Source organism: Kaistia sp. UC242_56 (assembly GCF_044452255.1).
Taxonomy (GTDB): Bacteria; Pseudomonadota; Alphaproteobacteria; order Rhizobiales; family Kaistiaceae; genus Kaistia; species Kaistia defluvii_A.
The window spans coordinates 4,440,041-4,459,843 of sequence record NZ_JBIOAN010000002.1 but is presented as its reverse complement, the minus strand read 5'-3'; the positions used below and the strand labels follow the sequence as shown (position 1 = coordinate 4,459,843).

General features: G+C 67.1%; 19 protein-coding genes. 13 read left to right on the top strand and 6 right to left on the bottom strand.

Annotated elements, in window-relative coordinates:
- Nucleotides 1-155: 155 nt before the first annotated feature.
- Nucleotides 156-1,358, bottom strand: coding sequence for an MFS transporter (locus tag ACHMWQ_RS23700; protein WP_396309355.1), 1,203 nt, complete (start codon nt 1,356-1,358; stop codon nt 156-158).
- A gap of 793 nt (nt 1,359-2,151) precedes the next feature.
- Here ACHMWQ_RS23700 and ACHMWQ_RS23695 point away from each other — a divergent pair.
- Nucleotides 2,152-2,793, top strand: a complete 642-nt coding sequence (locus tag ACHMWQ_RS23695; protein WP_396309354.1) for a 2-dehydro-3-deoxy-phosphogluconate aldolase — start codon at nt 2,152-2,154, stop codon at nt 2,791-2,793.
- Between the two features lie 263 nt (nt 2,794-3,056).
- Nucleotides 3,057-4,007 carry a tellurite resistance TerB family protein gene (locus ACHMWQ_RS23690; protein WP_396309353.1) on the top strand — a complete coding sequence of 317 codons (951 nt, stop codon included), beginning with the start codon at nt 3,057-3,059 and terminating at the stop codon, nt 4,005-4,007.
- 257 nt (nt 4,008-4,264) lie between these two features.
- Here the strand turns inward: ACHMWQ_RS23690 and ACHMWQ_RS23685 are convergent, their stop codons facing one another.
- Nucleotides 4,265-5,449, bottom strand: a complete 1,185-nt coding sequence (locus ACHMWQ_RS23685; protein ID WP_396309352.1) for a pyridoxal phosphate-dependent aminotransferase — start codon at nt 5,447-5,449, stop codon at nt 4,265-4,267.
- Between the two features lie 135 nt (nt 5,450-5,584).
- Here ACHMWQ_RS23685 and ACHMWQ_RS23680 point away from each other — a divergent pair, with 135 nt between their 5' ends.
- The 7 genes from ACHMWQ_RS23680 to ACHMWQ_RS23650 all read left to right on the top strand — a co-directional run bounded on the left by ACHMWQ_RS23680 (nt 5,585) and on the right by ACHMWQ_RS23650 (nt 11,463).
- On the top strand, nt 5,585-7,381 hold the full coding sequence (locus ACHMWQ_RS23680; RefSeq protein ID WP_354551471.1) for an IlvD/Edd family dehydratase: 1,797 nt from the start codon (nt 5,585-5,587) through the stop codon (nt 7,379-7,381).
- Nucleotides 7,382-8,086: 705 nt separating this feature from the next.
- On the top strand, nt 8,087-8,380 hold the full coding sequence (locus tag ACHMWQ_RS23675) for a hypothetical protein (protein WP_354551470.1): 294 nt from the start codon (nt 8,087-8,089) through the stop codon (nt 8,378-8,380).
- A 16-nt stretch (nt 8,381-8,396) separates the two neighbouring features.
- Nucleotides 8,397-8,576 (top strand): hypothetical protein, encoded by a 180-nt coding sequence (locus tag ACHMWQ_RS23670; protein WP_396309351.1) that lies wholly within the window; start codon nt 8,397-8,399, stop codon nt 8,574-8,576.
- Nucleotides 8,577-8,703: 127 nt separating this feature from the next.
- Nucleotides 8,704-9,537 (top strand): isocitrate lyase/phosphoenolpyruvate mutase family protein, encoded by an 834-nt coding sequence (locus tag ACHMWQ_RS23665; protein WP_396309350.1) that lies wholly within the window; start codon nt 8,704-8,706, stop codon nt 9,535-9,537.
- Nucleotides 9,534-10,241: a GNAT family N-acetyltransferase gene (locus ACHMWQ_RS23660; RefSeq protein WP_396309349.1), complete on the top strand. Its 708-nt coding sequence runs from the start codon at nt 9,534-9,536 to the stop codon at nt 10,239-10,241. Before ACHMWQ_RS23665 ends, ACHMWQ_RS23660 begins: the two co-directional genes overlap by 4 nt.
- The gene (locus ACHMWQ_RS23655) at nt 10,238-10,711 is read left to right on the top strand and encodes a GNAT family N-acetyltransferase (RefSeq protein WP_396309348.1); all 474 of its coding nucleotides are present in this window, start codon (nt 10,238-10,240) and stop codon (nt 10,709-10,711) included. Before ACHMWQ_RS23660 ends, ACHMWQ_RS23655 begins: the two co-directional genes overlap by 4 nt.
- Nucleotides 10,708-11,463, top strand: a complete 756-nt coding sequence (locus ACHMWQ_RS23650) for an SDR family oxidoreductase (RefSeq protein WP_396309347.1) — start codon at nt 10,708-10,710, stop codon at nt 11,461-11,463. The genes ACHMWQ_RS23655 and ACHMWQ_RS23650 overlap by 4 nt, the downstream gene beginning before the upstream one ends.
- Nucleotides 11,464-11,764: 301 nt before the next feature.
- On the opposite strand, the gene ACHMWQ_RS23645 is transcribed toward ACHMWQ_RS23650, so the two are convergent.
- Nucleotides 11,765-12,730 carry a 2-hydroxyacid dehydrogenase gene (locus ACHMWQ_RS23645; protein ID WP_396309346.1) on the bottom strand — a complete coding sequence of 322 codons (966 nt, stop codon included), beginning with the start codon at nt 12,728-12,730 and terminating at the stop codon, nt 11,765-11,767.
- Nucleotides 12,731-12,960: 230 nt separating this feature from the next.
- Between ACHMWQ_RS23645 and ACHMWQ_RS23640 the strand changes: the two genes are divergently transcribed.
- The 4 genes from ACHMWQ_RS23640 (at nt 12,961) to hdhA (ending at nt 16,768) form a co-directional block, all read left to right on the top strand.
- A complete protein-coding gene (locus ACHMWQ_RS23640) occupies nt 12,961-13,860 on the top strand; it encodes an NAD(P)-dependent oxidoreductase (protein WP_354551456.1) in 900 nt (299 codons plus the stop codon).
- Nucleotides 13,861-14,308: 448 nt separating this feature from the next.
- Entirely contained in the window at nt 14,309-15,151 is an 843-nt protein-coding gene (locus ACHMWQ_RS23635) for a cytochrome b/b6 domain-containing protein (RefSeq protein ID WP_396309345.1), read from the top strand.
- Nucleotides 15,141-15,923 (top strand): molybdopterin-binding protein, encoded by a 783-nt coding sequence (locus ACHMWQ_RS23630; protein WP_396309344.1) that lies wholly within the window; start codon nt 15,141-15,143, stop codon nt 15,921-15,923. The genes ACHMWQ_RS23635 and ACHMWQ_RS23630 overlap by 11 nt, the downstream gene beginning before the upstream one ends.
- 77 nt (nt 15,924-16,000) lie before the next feature.
- Complete coding sequence (hdhA, locus tag ACHMWQ_RS23625) at nt 16,001-16,768, top strand: 7-alpha-hydroxysteroid dehydrogenase (protein ID WP_396309343.1); 768 nt, start codon at nt 16,001-16,003, stop codon at nt 16,766-16,768.
- Between the two features lie 106 nt (nt 16,769-16,874).
- Here hdhA and ACHMWQ_RS23620 read toward each other — a convergent pair whose 3' ends face one another.
- The 3 genes from ACHMWQ_RS23620 to ACHMWQ_RS23610 form a co-directional block, all read right to left on the bottom strand.
- Nucleotides 16,875-18,074 carry an MFS transporter gene (locus ACHMWQ_RS23620; protein ID WP_396309342.1) on the bottom strand — a complete coding sequence of 400 codons (1,200 nt, stop codon included), beginning with the start codon at nt 18,072-18,074 and terminating at the stop codon, nt 16,875-16,877.
- 145 nt (nt 18,075-18,219) lie between these two features.
- Nucleotides 18,220-19,146, bottom strand: a complete 927-nt coding sequence (locus ACHMWQ_RS23615; RefSeq protein WP_396309341.1) for a DMT family transporter — start codon at nt 19,144-19,146, stop codon at nt 18,220-18,222.
- A gap of 98 nt (nt 19,147-19,244) precedes the next feature.
- Nucleotides 19,245-19,784: a MarR family winged helix-turn-helix transcriptional regulator gene (locus tag ACHMWQ_RS23610; protein WP_396309340.1), complete on the bottom strand. Its 540-nt coding sequence runs from the start codon at nt 19,782-19,784 to the stop codon at nt 19,245-19,247.
- Nucleotides 19,785-19,803 lie beyond the last annotated feature (19 nt).

The following is a 19,803-nucleotide window of genomic DNA, read 5'->3' as shown; positions in this document are numbered from 1 at the left end:
TCAGGATGATGGCGGAGGGGATGGATGGGCCGGAAGTTCTGGAGACTGGATCGTCGCCGCCAGCGAGCAAAGCCCTCACGGCCGGCAAGCAAGACCCTCACCCAACCCTCTCCCGCGTGCGGGAGAGGGTCGGGGTGAGGGGCCTTTTCTTGCCCTCAAGCCGGCTGAAACCGCCGGCGGGGCAGCGGCGGGAAGGCGAGGGCGATCGCCACCGCGCCGAGGCCGACGATCGACGAGCCGATGAACAGCCACGCATAGTTCTGGAAGGTGTCGAAGATCCAGCCGCCGATCCAGGGCCCGAGCGCCATGCCGACGCTCGACAGCATCGTCGCGGCCCCGAGCACGGCGCCGAGATTCTTCTGGCCGAAATAATCATGCGCCAGCACCGCATAGAGCGGCATCACGCCGCCATAGGCAGCGCCGAAGATCATTGCGAGCAGGTAGAACTGCTCGAGCTGGCCAACGACGCTGTAGGCCGCGATGACGATCGCCTGCACCAGCAGGCCCGCCACCAGCACCGGCTTGACGCCGAGCCGGTCGGCGCCGACGCCGAGCAGGATGCGACCGCCGAGCCCGGCCAGCCCCTCGACGCTGTAGATGCTGACGGCCGCCATCGGCGAGACGCCGCAGACGATGGCATAGCTCACCATGTGGAAGATCGGGCCGGAATGGGCCGCGCAGCAGGCGAAGAAGGTGAGCCCGAGAATCCAGAACTGCGGCGAGCGCAGCACCTCGCGCATGGCCATGCCGCCGGATTCGACGGCCGGCGCCCCCGCCAGGGCTGGGGCAGGCGCTGCCGGAGGCCGCCGCAACATCAGCGTCGCAGGCAGCAGCACAACCCAGGTGCCGATGCCGATGGCGAGCATGGCGAAGCGCCAGTCATAGGCGGTGATCAGCCAGCGTGCGAAGGGCGAGATCGTCATCGGCGCCATGCCCATGCCGGCCGAGACCAGCGAGACGGCGAGGCTGCGATGGGTGGTGAACCAGCCGGTCACCGCCGCGGTGACGGGCGCGAAGAAGGCGCTGGCGGCGAGGCCGACGAGAATGCCGTAGGTCAGCTGGAAGGCGAGCAGCGAGGTCGCCCGGCTCGCCAGCACCAGCGCCAGTCCGAGCAGCAGCGACCCGATCAGCACGACGATGCCGGGCCCGAAGCGGTCGCTGGCCGTGCCCCAGGCGATGCCGGCGACGCCCATGACCAGGAAGTTGAGCGTCATGGCGCTGGAGATGCCGGCCCGGGACCAGCCGGTCTCGAGCGACATCGGATCGAGAAAGACGGCGAGCGAGAACATCGTGCCGACGGCGACACAGCCCATCAGCGCGCCTGCGAAGACGACGAGCCAGCGTTGGAAATTGCTCATGCTGCGAACCCCTCCAAGGAAGTTGGGCGGTCGCGAGGCTTGCCTTCCGCCGCCGATGAAACCTCGACGAACGAGGCAGCAAGGTTTCGACAAGTGGCGCGGATTTTCTTGAGGGAGTTTTCGGGAAGGAAGGGAAGGGAAGTAAGACCCTCACCCCAGCCCTCTCCCGCGCGGCGGGAGAGGGGGGGAGGCCGCGCCCGGCCTCGGCCCTGTGGCTAGCGGGCGCTCTGCCTCACCTCCCCCTGCGGATAACCTTGGAGAACCACCATCCTCAACATGCTGAGGAGGCCCGAAGGGCCGTCTCGAAGCACGCAGGGCGGCGCCGGCATCAAGCCCGGCCCCTAGGCAGGCTTCGAGACGGCTTGCTGCGCAAGCCTCCTCAGGATGTCGGATATCGAGACCTGCAGACAGATTTTCAGGCTGCGAACAGGGCGGCTGAGGCACTCCCGCCACGCGGGAGAGGGCGGGGTGAGGGTTTTGCGTCCGGCTGACGGCGACCGGAGTTGCCCTTCCCCTCTCCCATGGGGAGAGGTCGACGGCCGCAGGCCGGCGGGTGAGGGGTTGAAACCTCACCGTAGAAATCGCATCCCCTCACCCGGAGCTTCGCTCCGACCTCTCCCCATGGGAGAGGTGAAGGGGCGCTCCGTATCATGGACCATCCGCCTGAGGCGCCCGTCACAGCGGGGCCCAAAGGGAGGATCCATTGACCGCCTCCCCCTTTTCTTCGGTGTCCGAATGGGAAAGCGCCAGATCGCTCTTCCGCTCCGCCGACCCATTGGTTAGAAACACACTCATGACCCAGAACCTCACCGCTCTCCTCCCGATCGTGAAAGCCGCGCCGGTTGTTCCGGTGCTGATCATCGATGACATCAAGACCGCCGTACCGCTCGCGCGGGCGCTGGTCGCCGGCGGCCTGACGGCGCTCGAAGTGACGCTGCGCACGCCGGCCGCGCTCGACTGCATCCGCGCCATCAAGGCCGAGGTCGAAGGCGCCAATGTCGGCGCCGGCACGATCCTCAACCCGAAGCAGTTCGACGAGGCCGTCGCGGCCGGCTCGACCTTCCTCGTCAGCCCCGGCGCCAGCCCGAAGCTGATCGCGCATGCGGCCGGTTCGCCCGTGCCGCTGCTGCCGGGCGTCGCCACGGCCGGCGAGGCGATGTTCCTGCTCGAGGAAGGCTATGGCGCGGCGAAGTTCTTCCCGGCCGAGCAGGCCGGCGGCGCGCCCTACCTGAAGGCGCTGTCGTCGCCGCTGCCGGGCCTGATGTTCTGCCCGACTGGCGGCGTCAGCCTGAAGAATGCGCTGAGCTATCTGTCGCTGCCCAACGTGATGTGCGTCGGCGGCTCGTGGGTCGCGCCGGCAAGCGCGATCGCGGCCGGCGACTGGGCTGCGATCACCACCCTGGCGCGCGAAGCCTTCGAGCTGCGCGCCGCCTGAGCCCGCGATCTGGCGCTTCCCTCATCCGCTTGCGGGGAGGGCACTCCAAAGTCTTCGCCGGCAAAGCCAATCGTTTCGCAGCAATCACAACGAGTTCGTCAGGCCGCATCTGCGCAGAGCAGGGGCGGCCTTTCCTTTTCCGCCATCGATTTCGTCGCGATGATTTTGATCGTCGAGGCGGGATCTTGCCTTGTCGTGGCAACCGGTGCTCACTACTTCCCCCAAGGCGCATTGGCGCGGCTTTTTGGATAGGGAAGAGTGAGATGATCGACGGCAAGAGCATTCTCGACCAGCTACTCGGCGCGACGACCGGGCAAGGCGGCGGCCAGGGGCAGGGCGGCCTCGGTGATCTCAGCCGGATGAGCGGCTCGCTCGGCGGCGGCGGCGGTCAGCCGTCTTCGCCTGGCGCCGGATCCGGCGGCCTCGGTGACCTTCTGGGCGGCATGCTCGGCGGCGCGGGCGGCGGTGCGGCCGGTGGAGCCGGCGCTGGCGGTCTCGGCGACCTGCTCGGCGGCATCATGGGCGGCAATGGCGGCGGCTCGGCCGCCGGCGGGTCGCGTGGCGGCCTCGGCGACGTGGTCGGCAAGGTCACGGAATACGCCAAGCAGAATCCCGGCCTGTCGACGGCGGCGGCCGGCGGTCTCGCCGCGGTGCTGTTCGGCGGCAAGGGCCCGAAGCTCAAGGCCGATGCGCTGACGCTGGGCGGCCTCGCCGCGATCGGCACGCTCGCCTACAAGGCGTTCCAGCAATACAAGATCAACAATCCCGACGCGCCGGCTGCCCCGGCGTCGGCCGGAACCCCAGCGGCACTGCCACCCGCGGATTCGCCCTTCCATCCGGCCAACGCGCCGGGTGGCCCCGATGCGATGGCGCTGACGATCGTTTCGGCGATGATCGCCGCGGCCAAGGCCGACGGCACGATCGACGCCGAGGAGAAGCAGAAGATCCTCGGCAAGCTTGGCGAGGGCGGCCTGTCGGCCGAGGAGCGTGATTTCCTCAATCAGGAGCTCGCTGGCCCGCTAGACATCAACAAGGTGGTGAATTCGGCAACAGGCCCCGAGCACGCGATCGAGCTTTATGCCGCGTCGCTGCTGGCGATCGATCCTGACCATCCGGCCGAGCGCGCCTATCTCGACATGCTCGCCGCCCGCCTTGGCCTCGATAACGGGCTCAAGAGTGAGATCGAGCGGGTGATCGCCGGCGCGGCGGCGTAAGGGGCGAGTCCTCGCAAAAAAACCCTCTCCCGCATGCGGGAGAGGGTTTGGTGCTGATGACGGCGCTTGCTTCACCTCTCCCTGAGGGAAAGGTCGACGCACGCAGTGCGGCGGGTGAGGGTTTACGGTCTCATCCAGCCTGGCGCGTCGGAACTCTATTCGGATAGGTCCCTAAACCCTCACCCGGAGCTTCGCTCCGACCTCTCCCTCAGGGAGAGGTGAAGGGAAGGGGCCTGTCGCCCCATCCCCCAGCCCGCTTAGGCCGCCTTGATGTTCGCCTGCAGGAATTCGTCGATGCGGGCGATCGCCTTGCGGATGTTTTCCGTCGAGTTGGCGTAGGAGAGGCGGATATAGCCTTCGCCATGGATGCCGAAATCCGGGCCGCCGATCGTGGCGACGCCGGCCTGCTCCAGCAGAGCGGAGGCGAGCGGCTTGGCCTTCCAGCCCGTCGCCTTGATGTTCGGGAACGCGTAGAACGCGCCCTTCGGCGTCGCGCAGGAAACGCCCGATATCTTGTTCATCTCCTCGACCACGACATGGCGGCGACGGTCGAATTCCGCGACCATGGCATGCACCGCGTCCTGCGGGCCGGTCAGCGCGGCGAGGCCGGCGAACTGCGCCGGCGCGTTGACGCAGGACCAGCAATTCACGGCGAGCTTGCGCACCTTGTCGACCAGCACCGTCGGCCAGACCGAATAACCCATACGCCAGCCGGTCATGGCATAGGTCTTTGACCAGCCGTCGAGCAGGATGACGCGGTCGCGGATCTCGGGATAGGAGAGCAGCGAGGTGTGCTCCAGCCCGTCATAGATCATCTGGCCGTAGATCTCGTCGGACATGATCGCGACATTGGGCCACTTGGCGAGGCCGGCGACGAGCTTGTCGATCTCGCTCTTCGGCGTGACGCCGCCGGTCGGGTTGGCGGGCGAATTCAGGATGATCAGGCGGGTCTTCGGCGTGATCAGCGCCAGCGTCTCCTCGGCGGAGAAGGCGAAGCCGTTCTCCTCGCGGATCGGCACGGCGACCGGATTGGCGCCGGTGAACTCGATCATCGAGCGGTAGATCGGGAAGCCGGGATCGGGATAGAGGATATCGGCGCCGGGTTCGCCGAACATCAGGATCGCCGCGAACATCGTCACCTTGCCGCCCGGCACCACCACGACATTGTCGGGCGAGACCGGCGCGCCGGTGCGCTTCGCAACGTCGGCGGCGACCGCTTCGCGCAGCGGCAGGATGCCGGTCGCCGGCGTATAGCCATGCTCGCCGTCGCGCAGCGCCTTCACCGCCGCCTCGACGATATGCTCCGGCGTTTTGAAGTCGGGCTGGCCGATGCCGAGATTGATGATGTCGCGGCCCTGGCGGGCGAGATCGGTGGCGCGGGCGAGCACCGCGAAGGCGTTCTCCTCGCCGATGCGATCGAAATTGGCGACTGTCTGGAACATATGTAGCCTCCCTGGGTATGTCCTTGCGGCGGCTGATTTTGTTGCGCGCCGGGATCAGACGATCCTTGATTTCGTATGATGTTTCAGCGCATCCTCACGCCAAAATCAAACTCGATTTTCCGGGAGCCTCTTACCATGTCGTCCAACACGCCGCTCAAGCTTCGTTCGCAGTCCTGGTTCGATAATCCGGATAATCCCGGCATGACCGCGCTCTACATGGAGCGCTATCTGAACTATGGCCTGACGCGCAAGGAACTGCAGTCCGGCAAGCCGATCATCGGCATCGCCCAGACCGGTTCGGACCTGTCGCCGTGCAACCGCCACCACCTGGTGCTGGCCGAGCGCGTTCGCGAAGGCGTGCGCGAGGCGGGCGGCATCGTCATGGAATTCCCCGTCCATCCGATCCAGGAAACCGGCAAGCGCCCGGGTGCGGCACTCGACCGCAACCTCGCCTATCTCGGCCTGGTCGAGCTGCTCTACGGCTACCCGCTCGACGGCGTCGTACTGACGATCGGCTGCGACAAGACCACCCCGGCCTGCCTGATGGCGGCTGCCACCGTCAACATCCCGGCGATTGCGCTTTCGGTCGGCCCGATGCTGAACGGCTGGTACAAGGGCGAGCGCACCGGCTCGGGCACCGTCGTCTGGAAGCAGCGCGAGCGGCTCGCCGCCGGCGAGATCAACTATGAAGAGTTCATGGAGATCGTCGCCTCGTCCGCGCCGTCGACCGGCTATTGCAACACGATGGGCACGGCTTCGACGATGAACTCGCTGGCCGAGGCGCTCGGCATGCAGCTGCCGGGTTCGGCCGCCATTCCGGCGCCGTATCGCGAGCGCCAACAGATCGCCTACGAGACCGGCAAGCGCGCCGTCGAGATGGTCTGGGAAGACCTGAAGCCTTCCGACATCATCACCCGCGAAGCGATCGAAAACGCCATCGTCGTCAATTCGGCGATCGGCGGCTCGACCAATGCGCCGATCCACATCAACGCGATCGCCCGCCATATCGGCGTCGAGGTCTCGGTCGATGACTGGCAGACCGTCGGCCACAAGGTGCCGCTGCTGGTCAACCTGCAGCCGGCCGGCAAGTATCTCGGCGAAGACTTCCAGCATGCCGGCGGCGTCCCCGCCGTCGTCTCCGAACTGATGAAGCACGGCCTCATCCATGAGAATGCGATGACCGTCAACGGCAAGACGATGGGCGACAACTGCCGCAAGGCCGAGATCGAGCTGCCCGACGTCATCCGCACGTTCGATACGGCGCTGGTGCACGATGCCGGCTTCATCGTGCTGCGCGGCAATCTGTTCGACAGCGCCATCATGAAGACGAGCGTGATCTCGAAGGAATTCCGCGATCGCTACCTGTCGAACCCGAGCGATCCCGAGGCCTTCGAAGGCCGCGCGATCGTGTTCGAGGGCCCGGAGGATTACCACCACCGCCTCGACGATCCGGCGCTGGAGATCGACGAGCACTGCATCCTGTTCATCCGCGGCACCGGCCCGATCGGCTATCCGGGTGCGGCCGAGGTCGTGAACATGCAGCCGCCGGCAGCGCTCATCAAGCGCGGCATCCTCTCGCTGCCCTGCATCGGCGACGGTCGCCAGTCGGGCACGTCGGGTTCGCCGTCGATCCTCAACGCCTCGCCGGAAGCCGCCGCCGGCGGCGGTCTGGCGCTGCTCAAGATGAACGATCGCGTCCGCATCGACCTGAACAAGGGTTCGGCCAACATCCTGATCTCGGATGAGGAACTGGCCGAACGCCGTGCAGCGCTCAACGCCCAGGGCGGCTTCCATGTGCCGCCGAGCCAGACGCCGTGGCAGGAAATCCAGCGCGCCATGACCGACCAGCTCGCCGACGGCATGGTCCTGAAGCCCGCCGTCAAGTACCAGAAGGTCCACCAGACCTACGGTATCCCGCGCGACAACCACTAAGCCCTTCCGGGAAGCCCACGGCTTTCCGGATCGCTTTGACAGATCCTCATGACCGGCCCCCGTGGCCGGTCATGTTGTTTTCGGGGGGCTCTTCACCTCTCCCTGAGGGAGAGGTCGGAGCGAAGCTGCGGGTGAGGGTTTAGGGAACCATCCGGATCAAGCGCCGGTGAGGCCAGCCAGTCGCGGTGAAGCCGTAAACCCTCACCCGCCGGCCTGCGGCCGTCGACCTCTCCCTCAGGGAGAGGTGAAGGACATCCGCGCAGCGTCACCCGCCGCCGTCATCCCGGCGAAGGCCGGGATCCAGACGCGCTGGGGTCACACGGTCGAGCGCGGCTTCACCGCCGGTGTTCCTGGACCCCGGCCTTCGCCTTGGAGATGGCGGAGTAAGGGACCCTCACCCCAGCCCTCTCCCGCAAGCGGGAGAGGGGGCGGTTCCGGCCTCTCCCATGCGCCTCCGCGTCGATGACTCGCGCCGGCGGGAAGCCCTCGCCCGCTTGCGGGAGAGGGTTGGGTGAGGGGCTTGCTGGGACGTCGCCGGCGAGTTGCAAATCCCGCGACGTTGTCACCGGCGGTGTTCATGGGTCCCGGCCTTCGCCGGGGCGACGGCGGCGTTTGGCCCCCTTTGCGGAAAAGCCCACCCGGATCCAATTCCATCGCGCCCCATCTTCGCTTAAATAGCGCTTTGCCATGCAAGCGGAGGCTGCCTTGCCGCAACTCAGGATTTCGCCGGAAGGCATCGCCGAGCACTTCTGGCTCGTGCCGGACAACAAGCCCGCCTTTGTCATCGAACCGGACGATCTCGACCTTTCCGACGATTTGCTCGACCGGATCGAGGCTTGGGGCGACGCCTTCGACGCCGTCTTCGATCCGGCCAATCCGACCGCGACGCGCTTCGCCTCGCCGGAAGCCGAGATCGTATGGCGCGCCGAGGGCCATGCCATCGCCGCCGCCATCCGCGAGGAATTGGGCGACGAGTGGGACGTCGAAACGCGCTTCTGACGCCAAGGGGGGAACCATGAGCAAGCTGAACCGGGTGTGGCATGACGCCAATCCGATGCCGGAAAACCCGACGCTCGACCAGCGCGTCGAATGGCATCTGGCCCATACCGCCCATTGCGGCTGCCGGCCGATCCCTCGCCTCGTGCTGGAGGAACTGGCGCGGCGCGGCATCGCGGTGCCCGAGACCGTGCGCTGAGCCGCATCCCCTGACACAAGGTTGCCAGGGCTAACGCGTTGCAGGAGCGCGCTTTCTCCGCGCAAACCGCTTTCCACTTCGCCTGAAAACGCTCTAGGATCGAGGCGTCGGAGGGTGAGGGGAAAAGATGACATCGATATCGGCGCGGCGCGCCGCCTTTCGCAGGCTGCACGAGTCGGGATGCTTCGTCCTTCCCAACCCCTGGGACATCGGCAGCGCGCGGTTGCTCGCGGGGCTCGATTTCAAGGCGCTGGCCACCACCTCGGGCGGCTTCGCCTTCAGCCGTGGCCTGCCGGACGGCGCCGTGTCGCGCGACGTTATGCTGGCGCATGTCGGCGAAATCGTCGAGGCGACCGATCTTCCCGTGAACGCCGATTTCGGCAATGCCTTCGCCGATGACGCGGAAGGCGTCGCCACCAATGTCAGCCTCTGCGTCGATACCGGCGTCGCCGGCCTCTCGGTCGAGGACATGGCCCCGGACCGTTCGCTCTATGGCTTCGAGCATGCCGTCGACCGCGTGCGCGCGGCGCGCGCCGCCATCGACGCGTCGCGGCAGGACGTGCTGCTGACCGCGCGCAGCGAGGCGCTGCTGGTGGGCCACCCCGATGCGCTGAACGAGGCCTGCCGGCGCGTCGCTGCCTTCGCCGAAGCCGGCGCCGATGTGCTGTTCGTGCCGGGCAAGCTCGACGCCGCCGCCACCGCCGCGGTGCTTTCGGCGGGGGGCGGCAAGCCGGTCAACGTCATCGCGCTCGATCCGGCGCAGTCGATCGCGGAGATCGCCGCCCAGGGCGTGCGGCGGATTTCGCTCGCGACCGGGCTTGCCCGCGCCGCCTATGGCGGTTTCCTGCGGCTGGCGCGCGAAGTGGCGGGGGCCGGCACCTTGACCGAACTGGCGCAGGCCGAGCCCGGCGCCGATCTGAACCGCGCCTTCGCGCCCTTTGCCAGAGGCAGCCAATCGTGACATCGACCGCAACGCTGCCCGTCGGCATCGAACTCGACACCACGCCGGGCGAAAGACCCGGCCGCGTGACGCTTCAGGGCCGCTTCGTCGACCTCGTGCCCTTCGACCTCGCCGCCCATGGCCGCGATCTCTACGACGCCTCCAGTGGGCCGGAGAATGACGGGCTCTGGCCCTATCTCTGGCAGGGTCCCTTCGCCGATTATGAAAGCTTTTCCGCCCACTATGCGGAAGCGGCGAAGAAGGACGATCCGCTGCTGTTCGCGATCCTGGACAGGAAGACCGGCCGCGCCGTCGGGCATGCGGCGCTGATGCGGATCGTGCCGAATGACCGGGTCGTCGAGGTCGGCAACATCCTCTATACGCCGCTGTTGCAGCGCACGATCGGCGCCACCGAGGCGATGTATCTGCTGGCGCGCCATGTCTTCGACGATCTCGGCTATCGCCGCTACGAGTGGAAGTGCAACGATCTCAACGCGCCGTCGCAGCGCGCCGCCCGGCGCTACGGCTTCCGCTATGAGGGCACGTTCCGCCAGCACATGATCGTCAAGGGCCGCAACCGCGACACGGCCTGGTTCTCGATGCTCGACAGCGAATGGCCGCGCGTGAAGCAGGGTTTCGAGGCCTGGCTCGACCCGGCCAATTTCGACGACGAGGGACGGCAGATAGCGAGCCTTGATACTGGCGGGGCGGAGACGGCGTCGTGAACCGGCCGCCGCGTCGCGGCGGCCCGGACGATCGCCTCGCCATCGAGGCGCTGCAGCAGGCTGCCTATGCCCGGAACCGCGCCAGGCTGGGCGTCGAGCCGCTGCCGCTGCTCGCCGATTATGGCCGGCTGTTCGACACGCATGAATTCTGGCTGCTGGACGGGGTGATGGCGCCGCGGGGGCTTCTGGTGCTCGAAAAGCGGCCGAAGGACCTGCTGGTCTGGAGCGTTGCCGTCTCGCCGGTGGCGCAGGGCCAAGGCGTCGGCAACCGGCTGCTGGACTTCGCCGAGACGCGGGCGCGCGATCTCAAGCGCTGGAAGCTGCGGCTCTATACCGGCGAGAAGCTCGTCGAGAACATCGCCTGGTACCAGCGGCACGGATACGCGATCGAAGGGCGGGAGGTGCTCGAGGATCGCACGATCGTTCACATGCTCAAGACAATCGACAAGAACACGGGAGGAATTTCATGACGGGACGTCTCACGGGCAAGCGCGCCTTTCTGACGGCGGCGGGCGCCGGCATCGGCCACGCCACGGCGCTCGCCTTCGCGGCGGAGGGCGCCTATGTCATCGCCACGGACCTGAAGCCGGAGCTGATAGCGGATCTGAAGGCCGGCGGTGTCGCCGAGGTGCATGCGCTCGATGTGCGCTCGACGGCGGCGGTCGATGCGCTGGCGGCGCAGGTCGGGCCGGTCGACATCCTGTTCAACTGCGCCGGCTTCGTGCATCACGGCACGGTGCTGACGACATCGGACGAGGACTGGGATCTCTCCTTCGACATCAACGCCAAGGCGATGCACCGCACCATCCGCGCCTTCCTGCCGGGCATGCTGGCGAAGGGCGAGGGCTCGATCATCAACATCTCGTCCGGCGCGAGCTCCGTGCGCGGCATCCCGAACCGCTATGCCTATGGCGCCTCGAAGGCCGCCGTCGTCGGCCTGACCAAGGCGGTCGCCGCCGACTACATCCGCCAGGGCATCCGCGTGAACTCGATCGCGCCGGGCACGATCCAGTCGCCCTCGCTCGACGGCCGCATCGCCGAGCAGGCGGAAAAGCAGGGCAAGACGGTGGAGGAGATCCGCCAGCAGTTCATCGACCGCCAGCCGATGGGCCGCCTCGGCACCGCCGAGGAAATCGCCTCGCTGGCGATCTACCTGGCGTCCGACGAGTCGCGCTACACGACGGGCCAGGTCTATCTGTCGGATGGCGGATTCTCGCTTTGAGAAACTGGGGCTTCTCCCGGTTGGGCGCGAGTGGCGGGGATGCGACCCCTCCCCAAAACCGGATCTGCCGGTTTTGACCCTCCCTCAAGGGGAGGGTTCCAGAAAAGAAGAAGCCGGCAATCGAGGGATTGCCGGCTGCCAAAGATCTCGGGCGTCCCACCCATCCTCCGCGGCCGAACCCTCCCCTTGAGGGAGGGTCGAAAGCGTGGAGCGCTTTCGGGGAGGGGGCCTGCGCGAGCCCATATCTCGAGGCAAGATGTCCCTCTCCCTGAGGGAGAGGGACTTCCAAAGGGCCCGCGCCTTACTTCTTGTTCCAACCGGTGAACGGCGTCTCGGAGACGGGGCTGAGCGGCGGCTTGCCGTCGAGCCAGGCGGTCAGGTTATCGATGACGCGCTGGCCCATGGCGTCGCGCGTGAACACCGAGGCCGAGCCGACATGCGGCAGCAGCACGGCGTTTTCGAGCGCGATCAGCTCGGCGGGAACCTGCGGCTCCTTCTCGAACACGTCGAGGCCGGCGGCGGCGATCCGCTTTTCCTGCAGCGCCTTGATCAGCTCCGCCTCGTCGACGACGGTGCCGCGGCCGATATTGATCAGCACGCCGCGGGGGCCGAGCGCGTCGAGCACGGCGCGGTTGATGACCTTCTCGGTCGAGGCGCCGCCGGGCAGGACGCTCAGCAGCGTGTCGACGGCCCCGGCCATCTCGGTCAGGTCGGCGTAATACTTGTAGGAGACATCCTCGGCCGGGCGGCGGTTGTGGTAGACGACCGGGACGCCGAAGGCCTCGAGGCGGTGGGCGATGGCCTTGCCGATGCGGCCGAGGCCGACAATGCCGACCATGCGGTCGCGCAGCGAGCCGCTGAGCGGATAGTTGGCGGTCGGCCACTTGCCGGCGCGCAGATAGCGCTCGGAAGCGGAAAGCTCGCGCACCGTCATCAGCAGCAGGCCGAGCGCGGTGTCGGCGACTTCCTCGGTCAGCACGTCCGGCGTGTTGGTGACGATGATGCCCTTGGTGGCCGCATATTTCGCATCGACCAGGTCATAGCCGACGCCGAAGCTTGCCACGATCTCGAGCGCCGGCAGCTTGTCGATCAGCGCGGCATCGACGGCGCCGCCCACGGCGACCGCCTGGATGCGCGGCGCGACTTCGGCGAGCAGGGCGGCCGGGTCCTTGGCGTCATAGAGGCGATGCACGGTGAACTTGGCGTCGAGGGCATCGTTGACGTTCTTTTGCATGCGCCCGGGCATGAGAAGTTCGGGCCGAGACATGGGGGCTCCTTGCGGCTGGCTGTGCGCGAACCCGGTTGGCGCAGCGCCGGCACCGGATTCGTGTGATCGGTAACATGATTTCGGCGATCGATCCCGGCTGATCTGTGCCGTCGATCCGATCGGGTGGTGTTTCCTCGCGGGACCGGCGGTGGTTTGCCTTGTCCTGAACCGGTTTCGCACTCTAATCTGCGAATGAAATCAAATGCAAACACCCAGGGAGGGGTTGCGTCATGTCGAACCGCACCGTCGGCTTTATCGGGCTTGGATTCATGGGCGAGGGGATGGCGACCAACCTGCTCACCAAGGGCAACCCGCTGCTGGTCATGGCCAATCGCCGTCGCGAGGCGGTCGAGCGGCTGCTAGCGCTCGGCGCGCATGAGGTGGCGACGCCTGCCGACATGGCGCGCGGCGCCGACGTGATCTTCCTCTGCGTGACGGGCTCGCGCGATGTCGAGCAGGTGATCGAAGGCAAGGACGGCATCCTGGCCGGCGCGCGCAAGGGGCTGATCGTCATCGACTGCTCGACCGCCGAGCCGACCTCGACGCTGCGCCTCTCGGGCCGCATGGAAGCGCAGGGCGTGACGCTGGTCGATGCGCCGCTGGGCGGCACGCCGGCCGGCGCCGCCGCCGGCAAGCTGCAGGCGCTGGTCGGCGCCAGCGACGAGGTGTTCGCCTCGATCCAACCGCTGATCGCCTGCTGGGCGGCGACGATCGTGCATGTCGGCCCGGTCGGCGCCGGCCACAAGATGAAGCTGATCAACAACTTCCTCTCGCTCGGCTATGCCGCGCTCTATTCCGAGGCGCTGGCCGTCGGCCAGAAGGTCGGCATCACCCCGGACACGTTCCATTCGGTGATCAGCAAGGGCCGCATGCATTGCGGCTTCTACGATACCTTCATGAACTACGTCATCGACGGCAACGAGAACGCCCATCCCTTCACCATCTCCAACGCTTACAAGGATCTGCGCTATCTCGCGTCGATGGCGGATTCGGCCGGCGCGGTGAACACGCTGGGCGACGCGGTGAAGAACAATTTCGCCGCCATGGCCGCCTCCGGCCAGGCCGAGAAGTTCGTGCCGATGCTGGCCGACTTCATCGCCGCGCAGAACGGGACGAAGCTGAAGGGGTGATCGGCTCCTTCTTCCTTCGTGAAGGCGTGGGCTGCAGGAAGGCAGCCCACCGTCTCCGCCTGCCTTGATGCCTTAGGCCGCGGGGCAGCTCGCCAAACATCTGAGTATTCCAGGCCATCGACCGGCTCCGCCATCATCCTGAGGTGCTTCGCGCGAGCGAAGCCTCGAAGGAGGCTCCAGCGGGGCATTGCGGCTTGCAGACGAACTCAGGCAAAATCCGCCCCGCGATCTAATTCGGGCGTTCCCTGGACCCTCCTTCGAGGCCCGGCTTCGCCGGGCACCTCAGGATGATGGTCGTGTTTTGGGAATGACCTCCCGGGCGAATTACTTGGCGGGGCTACACCCGCGAATGCTTCGCGAAACTTCGCGGGCGAAAAGAGCGTAGAATGGTTGGGCCCGGAAAAGGGGCGGCCGTTTCGACCGCGTGCCGGGCCGGCGGAGTCCGGCCATGTCTGCGATCTCGGAAGAAGGCGTCCCGCGACGCCAGCTGATCTATCGCCACCGTCTCGTGGTCCGGATCACCCACTGGATCAACGTGCTCTGCATCACCGTGCTGCTGATGAGCGGGATGCAGATCTTCAACGCGCATCCAGCCCTCTATCTGGGCCAGCGCTCGCATTTCGACAGCCCGGTGCTGGCGATGCGGCAGGCGCCCGATACCGACGACAACCCGGTCGGCCTTACCACCATCCTCGGCCATGACTTTACCACCACCGGCGTTCTGGGCGTGTCGCGCGAAAATGGCGCCTCCGTCGAGCGCGGTTTCCCGAGCTGGGCGACGCTGCCGAGCTTCCAGGATCTCGCCACCGGACGACGCTGGCACTTCTTCTTCGCCTGGCTGTTCGTTGCCAACGGCCTCGTCTACCTCGCCTGGAGCCTCGCCTCCGGCCATCTGCGCGAACTGGTGCCCGACCGCGACCAGCTCCGCCATATCGGCGCGTCCATCTGGGAGCACATGCGGCTGAAATTCCCGCGAGGGGACGAGGCGCGTCACTACAACGTGCTGCAGAAGCTCGCCTATTTCGGCATCGCGCTGGTCGTGCTGCCGCTGCTGGTCCTGGCCGGCCTCGCCATGTCGCCCGGCATCGACGCAGCCTTTCCCTGGCTCGTCGATATCCTCGGAGGCCGGCAGACGGCGCGCACCATCCACTTTGTCTGCGCCACGCTGGTGGTGCTGTTCATCCTCGTCCACCTCGTCATGGTGCTGATCTCCGGCGTCTTCAACAATCTGCGCTCGATGATCACCGGCCATTACGCCATCGAACCCGAGGAGAAGTCCGATGCGCGCTGATAAGGGCTTCGACCGCCGCGGTATCCTGAAGCGCGCCTTCGTGCTGGGCGGGACGCTGGTGCTTGCCGGCTGCGACCAGCTTTCCAGCGCCGACTGGTTCCGCCGCATGCTGTTCCGGGCGGAAAACCTGACCCGCACGACGCAGCGCGCCATCCTCGGGCCCGATGACATGGCGCGCGAATATGGCGAGGCGGACATCTCGCCCGACTTCAAGCCGAATGGCAGCATCGATCCGCAGGACGAGGATTATCTCGCCCTGTCCGCCAATGGCTTCCAGGATTGGCGCCTGAAGGTCGGCGGGCTGGTGGAGCGGCCGATGGAATGGTCGCTGGCGGATCTGCGCGCCATGCCGTCGCGCACCCAGATCACCCGGCATGACTGCGTCGAAGGCTGGAGCTGCATCGGCAAGTGGAAGGGCGTGCCGCTGAAGGCGCTGCTCGACCAGGTCGGGCTGAAGCCGGAGGCGCGCTACATCGTGTTCTATTGCGCCGACACGCTGGAGCAGACGCTGGCCGGCGGCGCCAAATATTACGAAAGCCTCGGCTTGCCGGATGCCGAGCATGCCCAGACCATCCTCGCCTATGAGATGAACGGCGAGACCCTGCCGGTCGCGCATGGCGCGCCGCTGCGGCTGCGGGTCGAGCGCCAACTCGGCTACAAGATGGCGAAATACGTCATGCGCATCGAGGCGGTGGCCGATTTCGCGGCGATCGATGGCGGCCAGGGCGGCTTCTGGGAAGATCGCGGCTACGAATGGTATGCCGGGATCTGAACCGGCCGGCCGGATGACGGCGCTGGTCGATCGTGACAGAGTGAAGGGCTTTCCCTGGATCAATGTCGGGTGCCGTCATGACGATCAGCCAGCTCCTCAACCTCGATGCGGATGTCGCCATCGTCACGGGGGCAGCGGCGGGCATCGGCCGTGCCATCGCGACGACCTTCGCCGAAGCCGGCGCCGCGGTCGTGGTCACCGACCTGAAGCCGGAAGGCGCGATCCAGGTGGCCGACGCGATCGTCGCGAAGGGCGGCCGGGCGATCGGCATCGAATGCAACGTCACCGACGAGGCGCATCTGGCGCGCGCCGTCGAGCAGGCGGTGTCGCAATTCGGCAAGCTAACGATCCTTGTCAACAATGCCGGCGGCGGCGGACCCAAGCCGTTCGACATGCCGATGAAGGATTTTCGCTGGGCGTATGAGCTGAACGTCTTCGCGCTATTCCGCCTGATGCAGCTGGCGGCGCCGCAAATGGAGCAGGCCGGCGGCGGCGCGATCCTCAACATCTCGTCCATGTCGGGCGAGAACAAGAACCAGCGCATGGCGTCCTATGGTTCGTCCAAGGCGGCGGTCAACCATCTCACCCGCAACGCCGCCTTCGACCTCGGCCCCAAGAACATCCGCGTCAACGCCATCGCGCCCGGCGCGATCAAGACTGACGCACTGCAGAGCGTGCTGACGCCGGAGATCGAGGCGGCGATGCTGAAGCACACACCGCTCGGGCGGCTCGGCCAGCCCTCCGATATCGCCAATGCGGCGCTGTTCCTCTGCTCGCCGGCGGCGGCGTGGATCAGCGGCCAGGTGCTGACGGTCTCGGGCGGCGGCGTGCAGGAACTCGACTGATCGGCTAGAGCGTTTTCGAGCGAAGTGGCTACCGGTTCGCGTGAAGAAAACGCGATCTCACAAGGAGCTAGAGCCTTTCACCGCTTCAGGGAAACGGTGAAAGGCTCTAGGCGCGTCCGCGCCGCGACGGCCGTAGCACCATGCGGGCGGTGCTGTTGACCACGATCGTGCCGACGACGGTGAAGACCGTCAGGCACAGGAAGGCGCCGAACAGGCCGAGCCGGTCGCCAAGGAAGCCCAGCGCCAGCACCGGCAGCGCGTTGGCGAGATAGCCGGTGATGTAGAAGGTCGAGACCCAGGTGGCGCGCCGGTCGGGCGGGGCGATGCGGTTGACCACGCCGGCGCCGCCGACAAAGGCCGCGCCATAGCCGATGCCGCTGCCCAACGTGCCGAGCACGAACAGCAGTGGCGACGCGGTCCAGATGGCGAAGGCGCAGGCGAGGATCGCCAGCGCGATCAGCGTGGTGCCGAGCACCATCGCCTTGTTGGAATCGAGCCGCTGGCTGGCGAGCTGGCTGATGCCGGCGACGAGCTGGAAGGCCGCGACGATGACGCCGGATGCCGCCTGGCTGTTCACCTTCAGCAATTCATGCACGAAGGTGACCCCGAGCCCGGCAAAGGTCGAGCCGACGGCCCAGGCGATGATCAGCGCGCCCGCCGCGACCGTGAAGGCGGCGTAGCGGCCGGTCGGAACGACGTTTGCGGCGACCGTTTGCGGCGTCTCGACGATGCGCGAGGCCGGCTGCCAGGAGGCGGTGACCAGGCCCAGGATGGCGACCAGCGCCAGGGCGGCGATCAGGATGGAGGGGAGATGCAGCGGCCAGGCATCGAAATGGAGCGCCGCCGAGCTGATCACCGGCCCGAGCGCGCAGCCGCCGGTGAAGACGGCGGTGGCGAGAACGGCATTTGCGCGTGCGTCCGCCTTGGGATCGAGCTCGATCAGGGCGGCATTGGCGATGCCGGTCAGGCCGCCGGTGCCGGCGCCGGCCAACAGCCTTCCGATCAGCAGCGTGGCCAGATTGCCGGCCGAGGCGAAGATCAGCGCGCCGGCGATCACGATGCCGAGCGAGACGATGATCAGCAGCCGCCGGTCGGGCAGGCGGTCGGAAAGCCGTCCCAGAACGACCAGCGCGGCGAGCGTGCCGAAGGCGTAGATGGCGAAGATGAAGGCGACGGTGAACGCGTCCAGCGACCACATCACCCGGTAGCTCGTATAGAGCGGCGACGCGGCGGTGCTGTTCAGCAGCGCGACCATGATGGCGAGGGCGACGAAGAAGCGCGCCTGTCGGTTGGCGGGAAGGGCCATGGGGTATTCCGGGGAGAGCACGGTCTGGAGCCGCGCGCGGGAGCGGCGCGGAAGGGCGACGTTCGGGCGATGCGGTTCGCTGTCTTAGCGCGTTTTCGGGCGGGCGGCTGCGGCCTTTCTGCCGCGCCGGGCGAGAAGCCGAGGCTCAGCCGTCCAGAACGTCGACCGGCTCCTGCCGCTCCGGCGCCTTCACGCGCTCGCGGTAGAGCAGATAGAGGCCGCTGGCGATGATGATGCTGGCGCCGACCAGGGTGCGCGGCGCCGGCACGTCGTTGAAGACGACATAGCCAAGCAGGATCATCCAGATCAGGCCGGTATACATGAACGGCGCCAGCACCGGCACGGCGGTCTGCTTGTGCGCGCGGACCAGGCACCAGTGGCCTGCGAAGGCGAGCGCGCCGGTCATGAACATGCAGACCCCGACCAGCAGCGTCGGCGGCGCGCTGATCGTCGGCAGGGCAGTGGGCGACAGCACCAGCATCGGGATCAGCGCCGAATAGAGCAACAGGCCGGCGCTGCTGTCGGTGCGGGTCAGGAGCCGGGTCGAGAGGATGTAGAAGGCGTTGGAGAAGGCGGCGCCGAGCGACAGGAAGATCGCCGGCTTCAGCGATCCGAAGCCGGGCATGGTGATGACCAGCACGCCGACAAAGCCGACCAGGATCGCGGCCCAGCGGCGCGGCCCCGCCCATTCGCCAAGCAGCGGACCGGCCAGCGCCGCCGTGATGAAGGGCGCGGAGAAGCCGATCGACATGGTCTGGTCGAGCTGCAGCTCATGGATGGCGAGGAAATTGAACACCGTCGAGCCGGCCAGGAACATGCCGCGCATGAATTGCAGCACCGGCCGCCGCGTCTTGTAGAGCGCGATGGCGCGCCACGGCTGGAACACCAGGATGGCGAGCAGGACCTGGACTGCGAAGCGGAGCCAGACCACCTCCATGACCGGCACGAACTGGCCCGCATATTTGGCGCAGGCGTCGGTGCAGGCGAACAGCAGCATGGCGAGCGAGTAGATGGCGATGCCGCGCAGGCGCAGCGTGGCCTCCGCATCGGCGGTCGGCAACGGGGAAGACATCCGGGCTCCGGGAAGTCGGTCGGGGGAGGATGCCCGTGAGGGGGCAGGCGCTATCGGCGATCGGGCCTTGCCCAATCAAGCAGATTGCGCCGCCCGGCTCAAGCCGCCGTTTCGGCGTTCTCCGGCGCGATAGCGGCCGCGTCCGCCTTCGATTCCGTCTCCGGCTCGGCTTCCGGCTCGTCGATCGCGTCGTCTTCGCCGTCCTCGGGGATGGCCGAGAGGTTGCGCTCGATCTGGCGAAGGAGCTTGCGCAGGCGCTTGACGTCCTTGTCGTCGAGACCGGCGAGCGCTTCCTTTTCGAGGCGCTTCCAGCCCTTGTCGATGTCGACGATGGCGTCGCGGCCCTGCTGTGTCAGGTAGACATGCGCCTGGCGGCCGTCGCCCTTGGAAGCCTTGCGCTCGACGTAACCCTGGGCGGCGAGGCGGCTCACCATCTTGGTGACGGTGGGCGGCTGAACGGCCAGCGATTGCGCCAGCTGGCTCATCGAGAGGCCATCCTGCTCGGAGAGCGTCTTCAGAACGCTGTCCTGGCCGGGATGGAGCCCGATCCGCGCGAGATGACTACCTGAACGCCCACGAGCGGCACGCGCTGTCTGGGCGAGGCGGAAGGTGATCGTTTTGCGGTGATTGAAGGCCATGATGTCCCGCATAACCGGT

Excerpts from the sequence above, each read along its gene's own strand:
- ACHMWQ_RS23700 (WP_396309355.1), bottom strand. The coding sequence starts at position 1,358 with ATGAGCAATTTCCAACGCTGGCTCGTCGTCTTCGCAGGCGCGCTGATG.
- ACHMWQ_RS23695 (WP_396309354.1), top strand. The coding sequence starts at position 2,152 with ATGACCCAGAACCTCACCGCTCTCCTCCCGATCGTGAAAGCCGCGCCG.
- ACHMWQ_RS23690 (WP_396309353.1), top strand. The coding sequence starts at position 3,057 with ATGATCGACGGCAAGAGCATTCTCGACCAGCTACTCGGCGCGACGACC.
- ACHMWQ_RS23685 (WP_396309352.1), bottom strand. The coding sequence starts at position 5,449 with ATGTTCCAGACAGTCGCCAATTTCGATCGCATCGGCGAGGAGAACGCC.
- ACHMWQ_RS23680 (WP_354551471.1), top strand. The coding sequence starts at position 5,585 with ATGTCGTCCAACACGCCGCTCAAGCTTCGTTCGCAGTCCTGGTTCGAT.
- ACHMWQ_RS23670 (WP_396309351.1), top strand. The coding sequence starts at position 8,397 with ATGAGCAAGCTGAACCGGGTGTGGCATGACGCCAATCCGATGCCGGAA.
- ACHMWQ_RS23665 (WP_396309350.1), top strand. The coding sequence starts at position 8,704 with ATGACATCGATATCGGCGCGGCGCGCCGCCTTTCGCAGGCTGCACGAG.
- ACHMWQ_RS23650 (WP_396309347.1), top strand. The coding sequence starts at position 10,708 with ATGACGGGACGTCTCACGGGCAAGCGCGCCTTTCTGACGGCGGCGGGC.
- ACHMWQ_RS23645 (WP_396309346.1), bottom strand. The coding sequence starts at position 12,730 with ATGTCTCGGCCCGAACTTCTCATGCCCGGGCGCATGCAAAAGAACGTC.
- ACHMWQ_RS23640 (WP_354551456.1), top strand. The coding sequence starts at position 12,961 with ATGTCGAACCGCACCGTCGGCTTTATCGGGCTTGGATTCATGGGCGAG.
- ACHMWQ_RS23635 (WP_396309345.1), top strand. The coding sequence starts at position 14,309 with ATGTCTGCGATCTCGGAAGAAGGCGTCCCGCGACGCCAGCTGATCTAT.
- ACHMWQ_RS23630 (WP_396309344.1), top strand. The coding sequence starts at position 15,141 with ATGCGCGCTGATAAGGGCTTCGACCGCCGCGGTATCCTGAAGCGCGCC.
- hdhA (WP_396309343.1), top strand. The coding sequence starts at position 16,001 with ATGACGATCAGCCAGCTCCTCAACCTCGATGCGGATGTCGCCATCGTC.
- ACHMWQ_RS23620 (WP_396309342.1), bottom strand. The coding sequence starts at position 18,074 with ATGGCCCTTCCCGCCAACCGACAGGCGCGCTTCTTCGTCGCCCTCGCC.
- ACHMWQ_RS23615 (WP_396309341.1), bottom strand. The coding sequence starts at position 19,146 with ATGTCTTCCCCGTTGCCGACCGCCGATGCGGAGGCCACGCTGCGCCTG.
- ACHMWQ_RS23610 (WP_396309340.1), bottom strand. The coding sequence starts at position 19,784 with ATGGCCTTCAATCACCGCAAAACGATCACCTTCCGCCTCGCCCAGACA.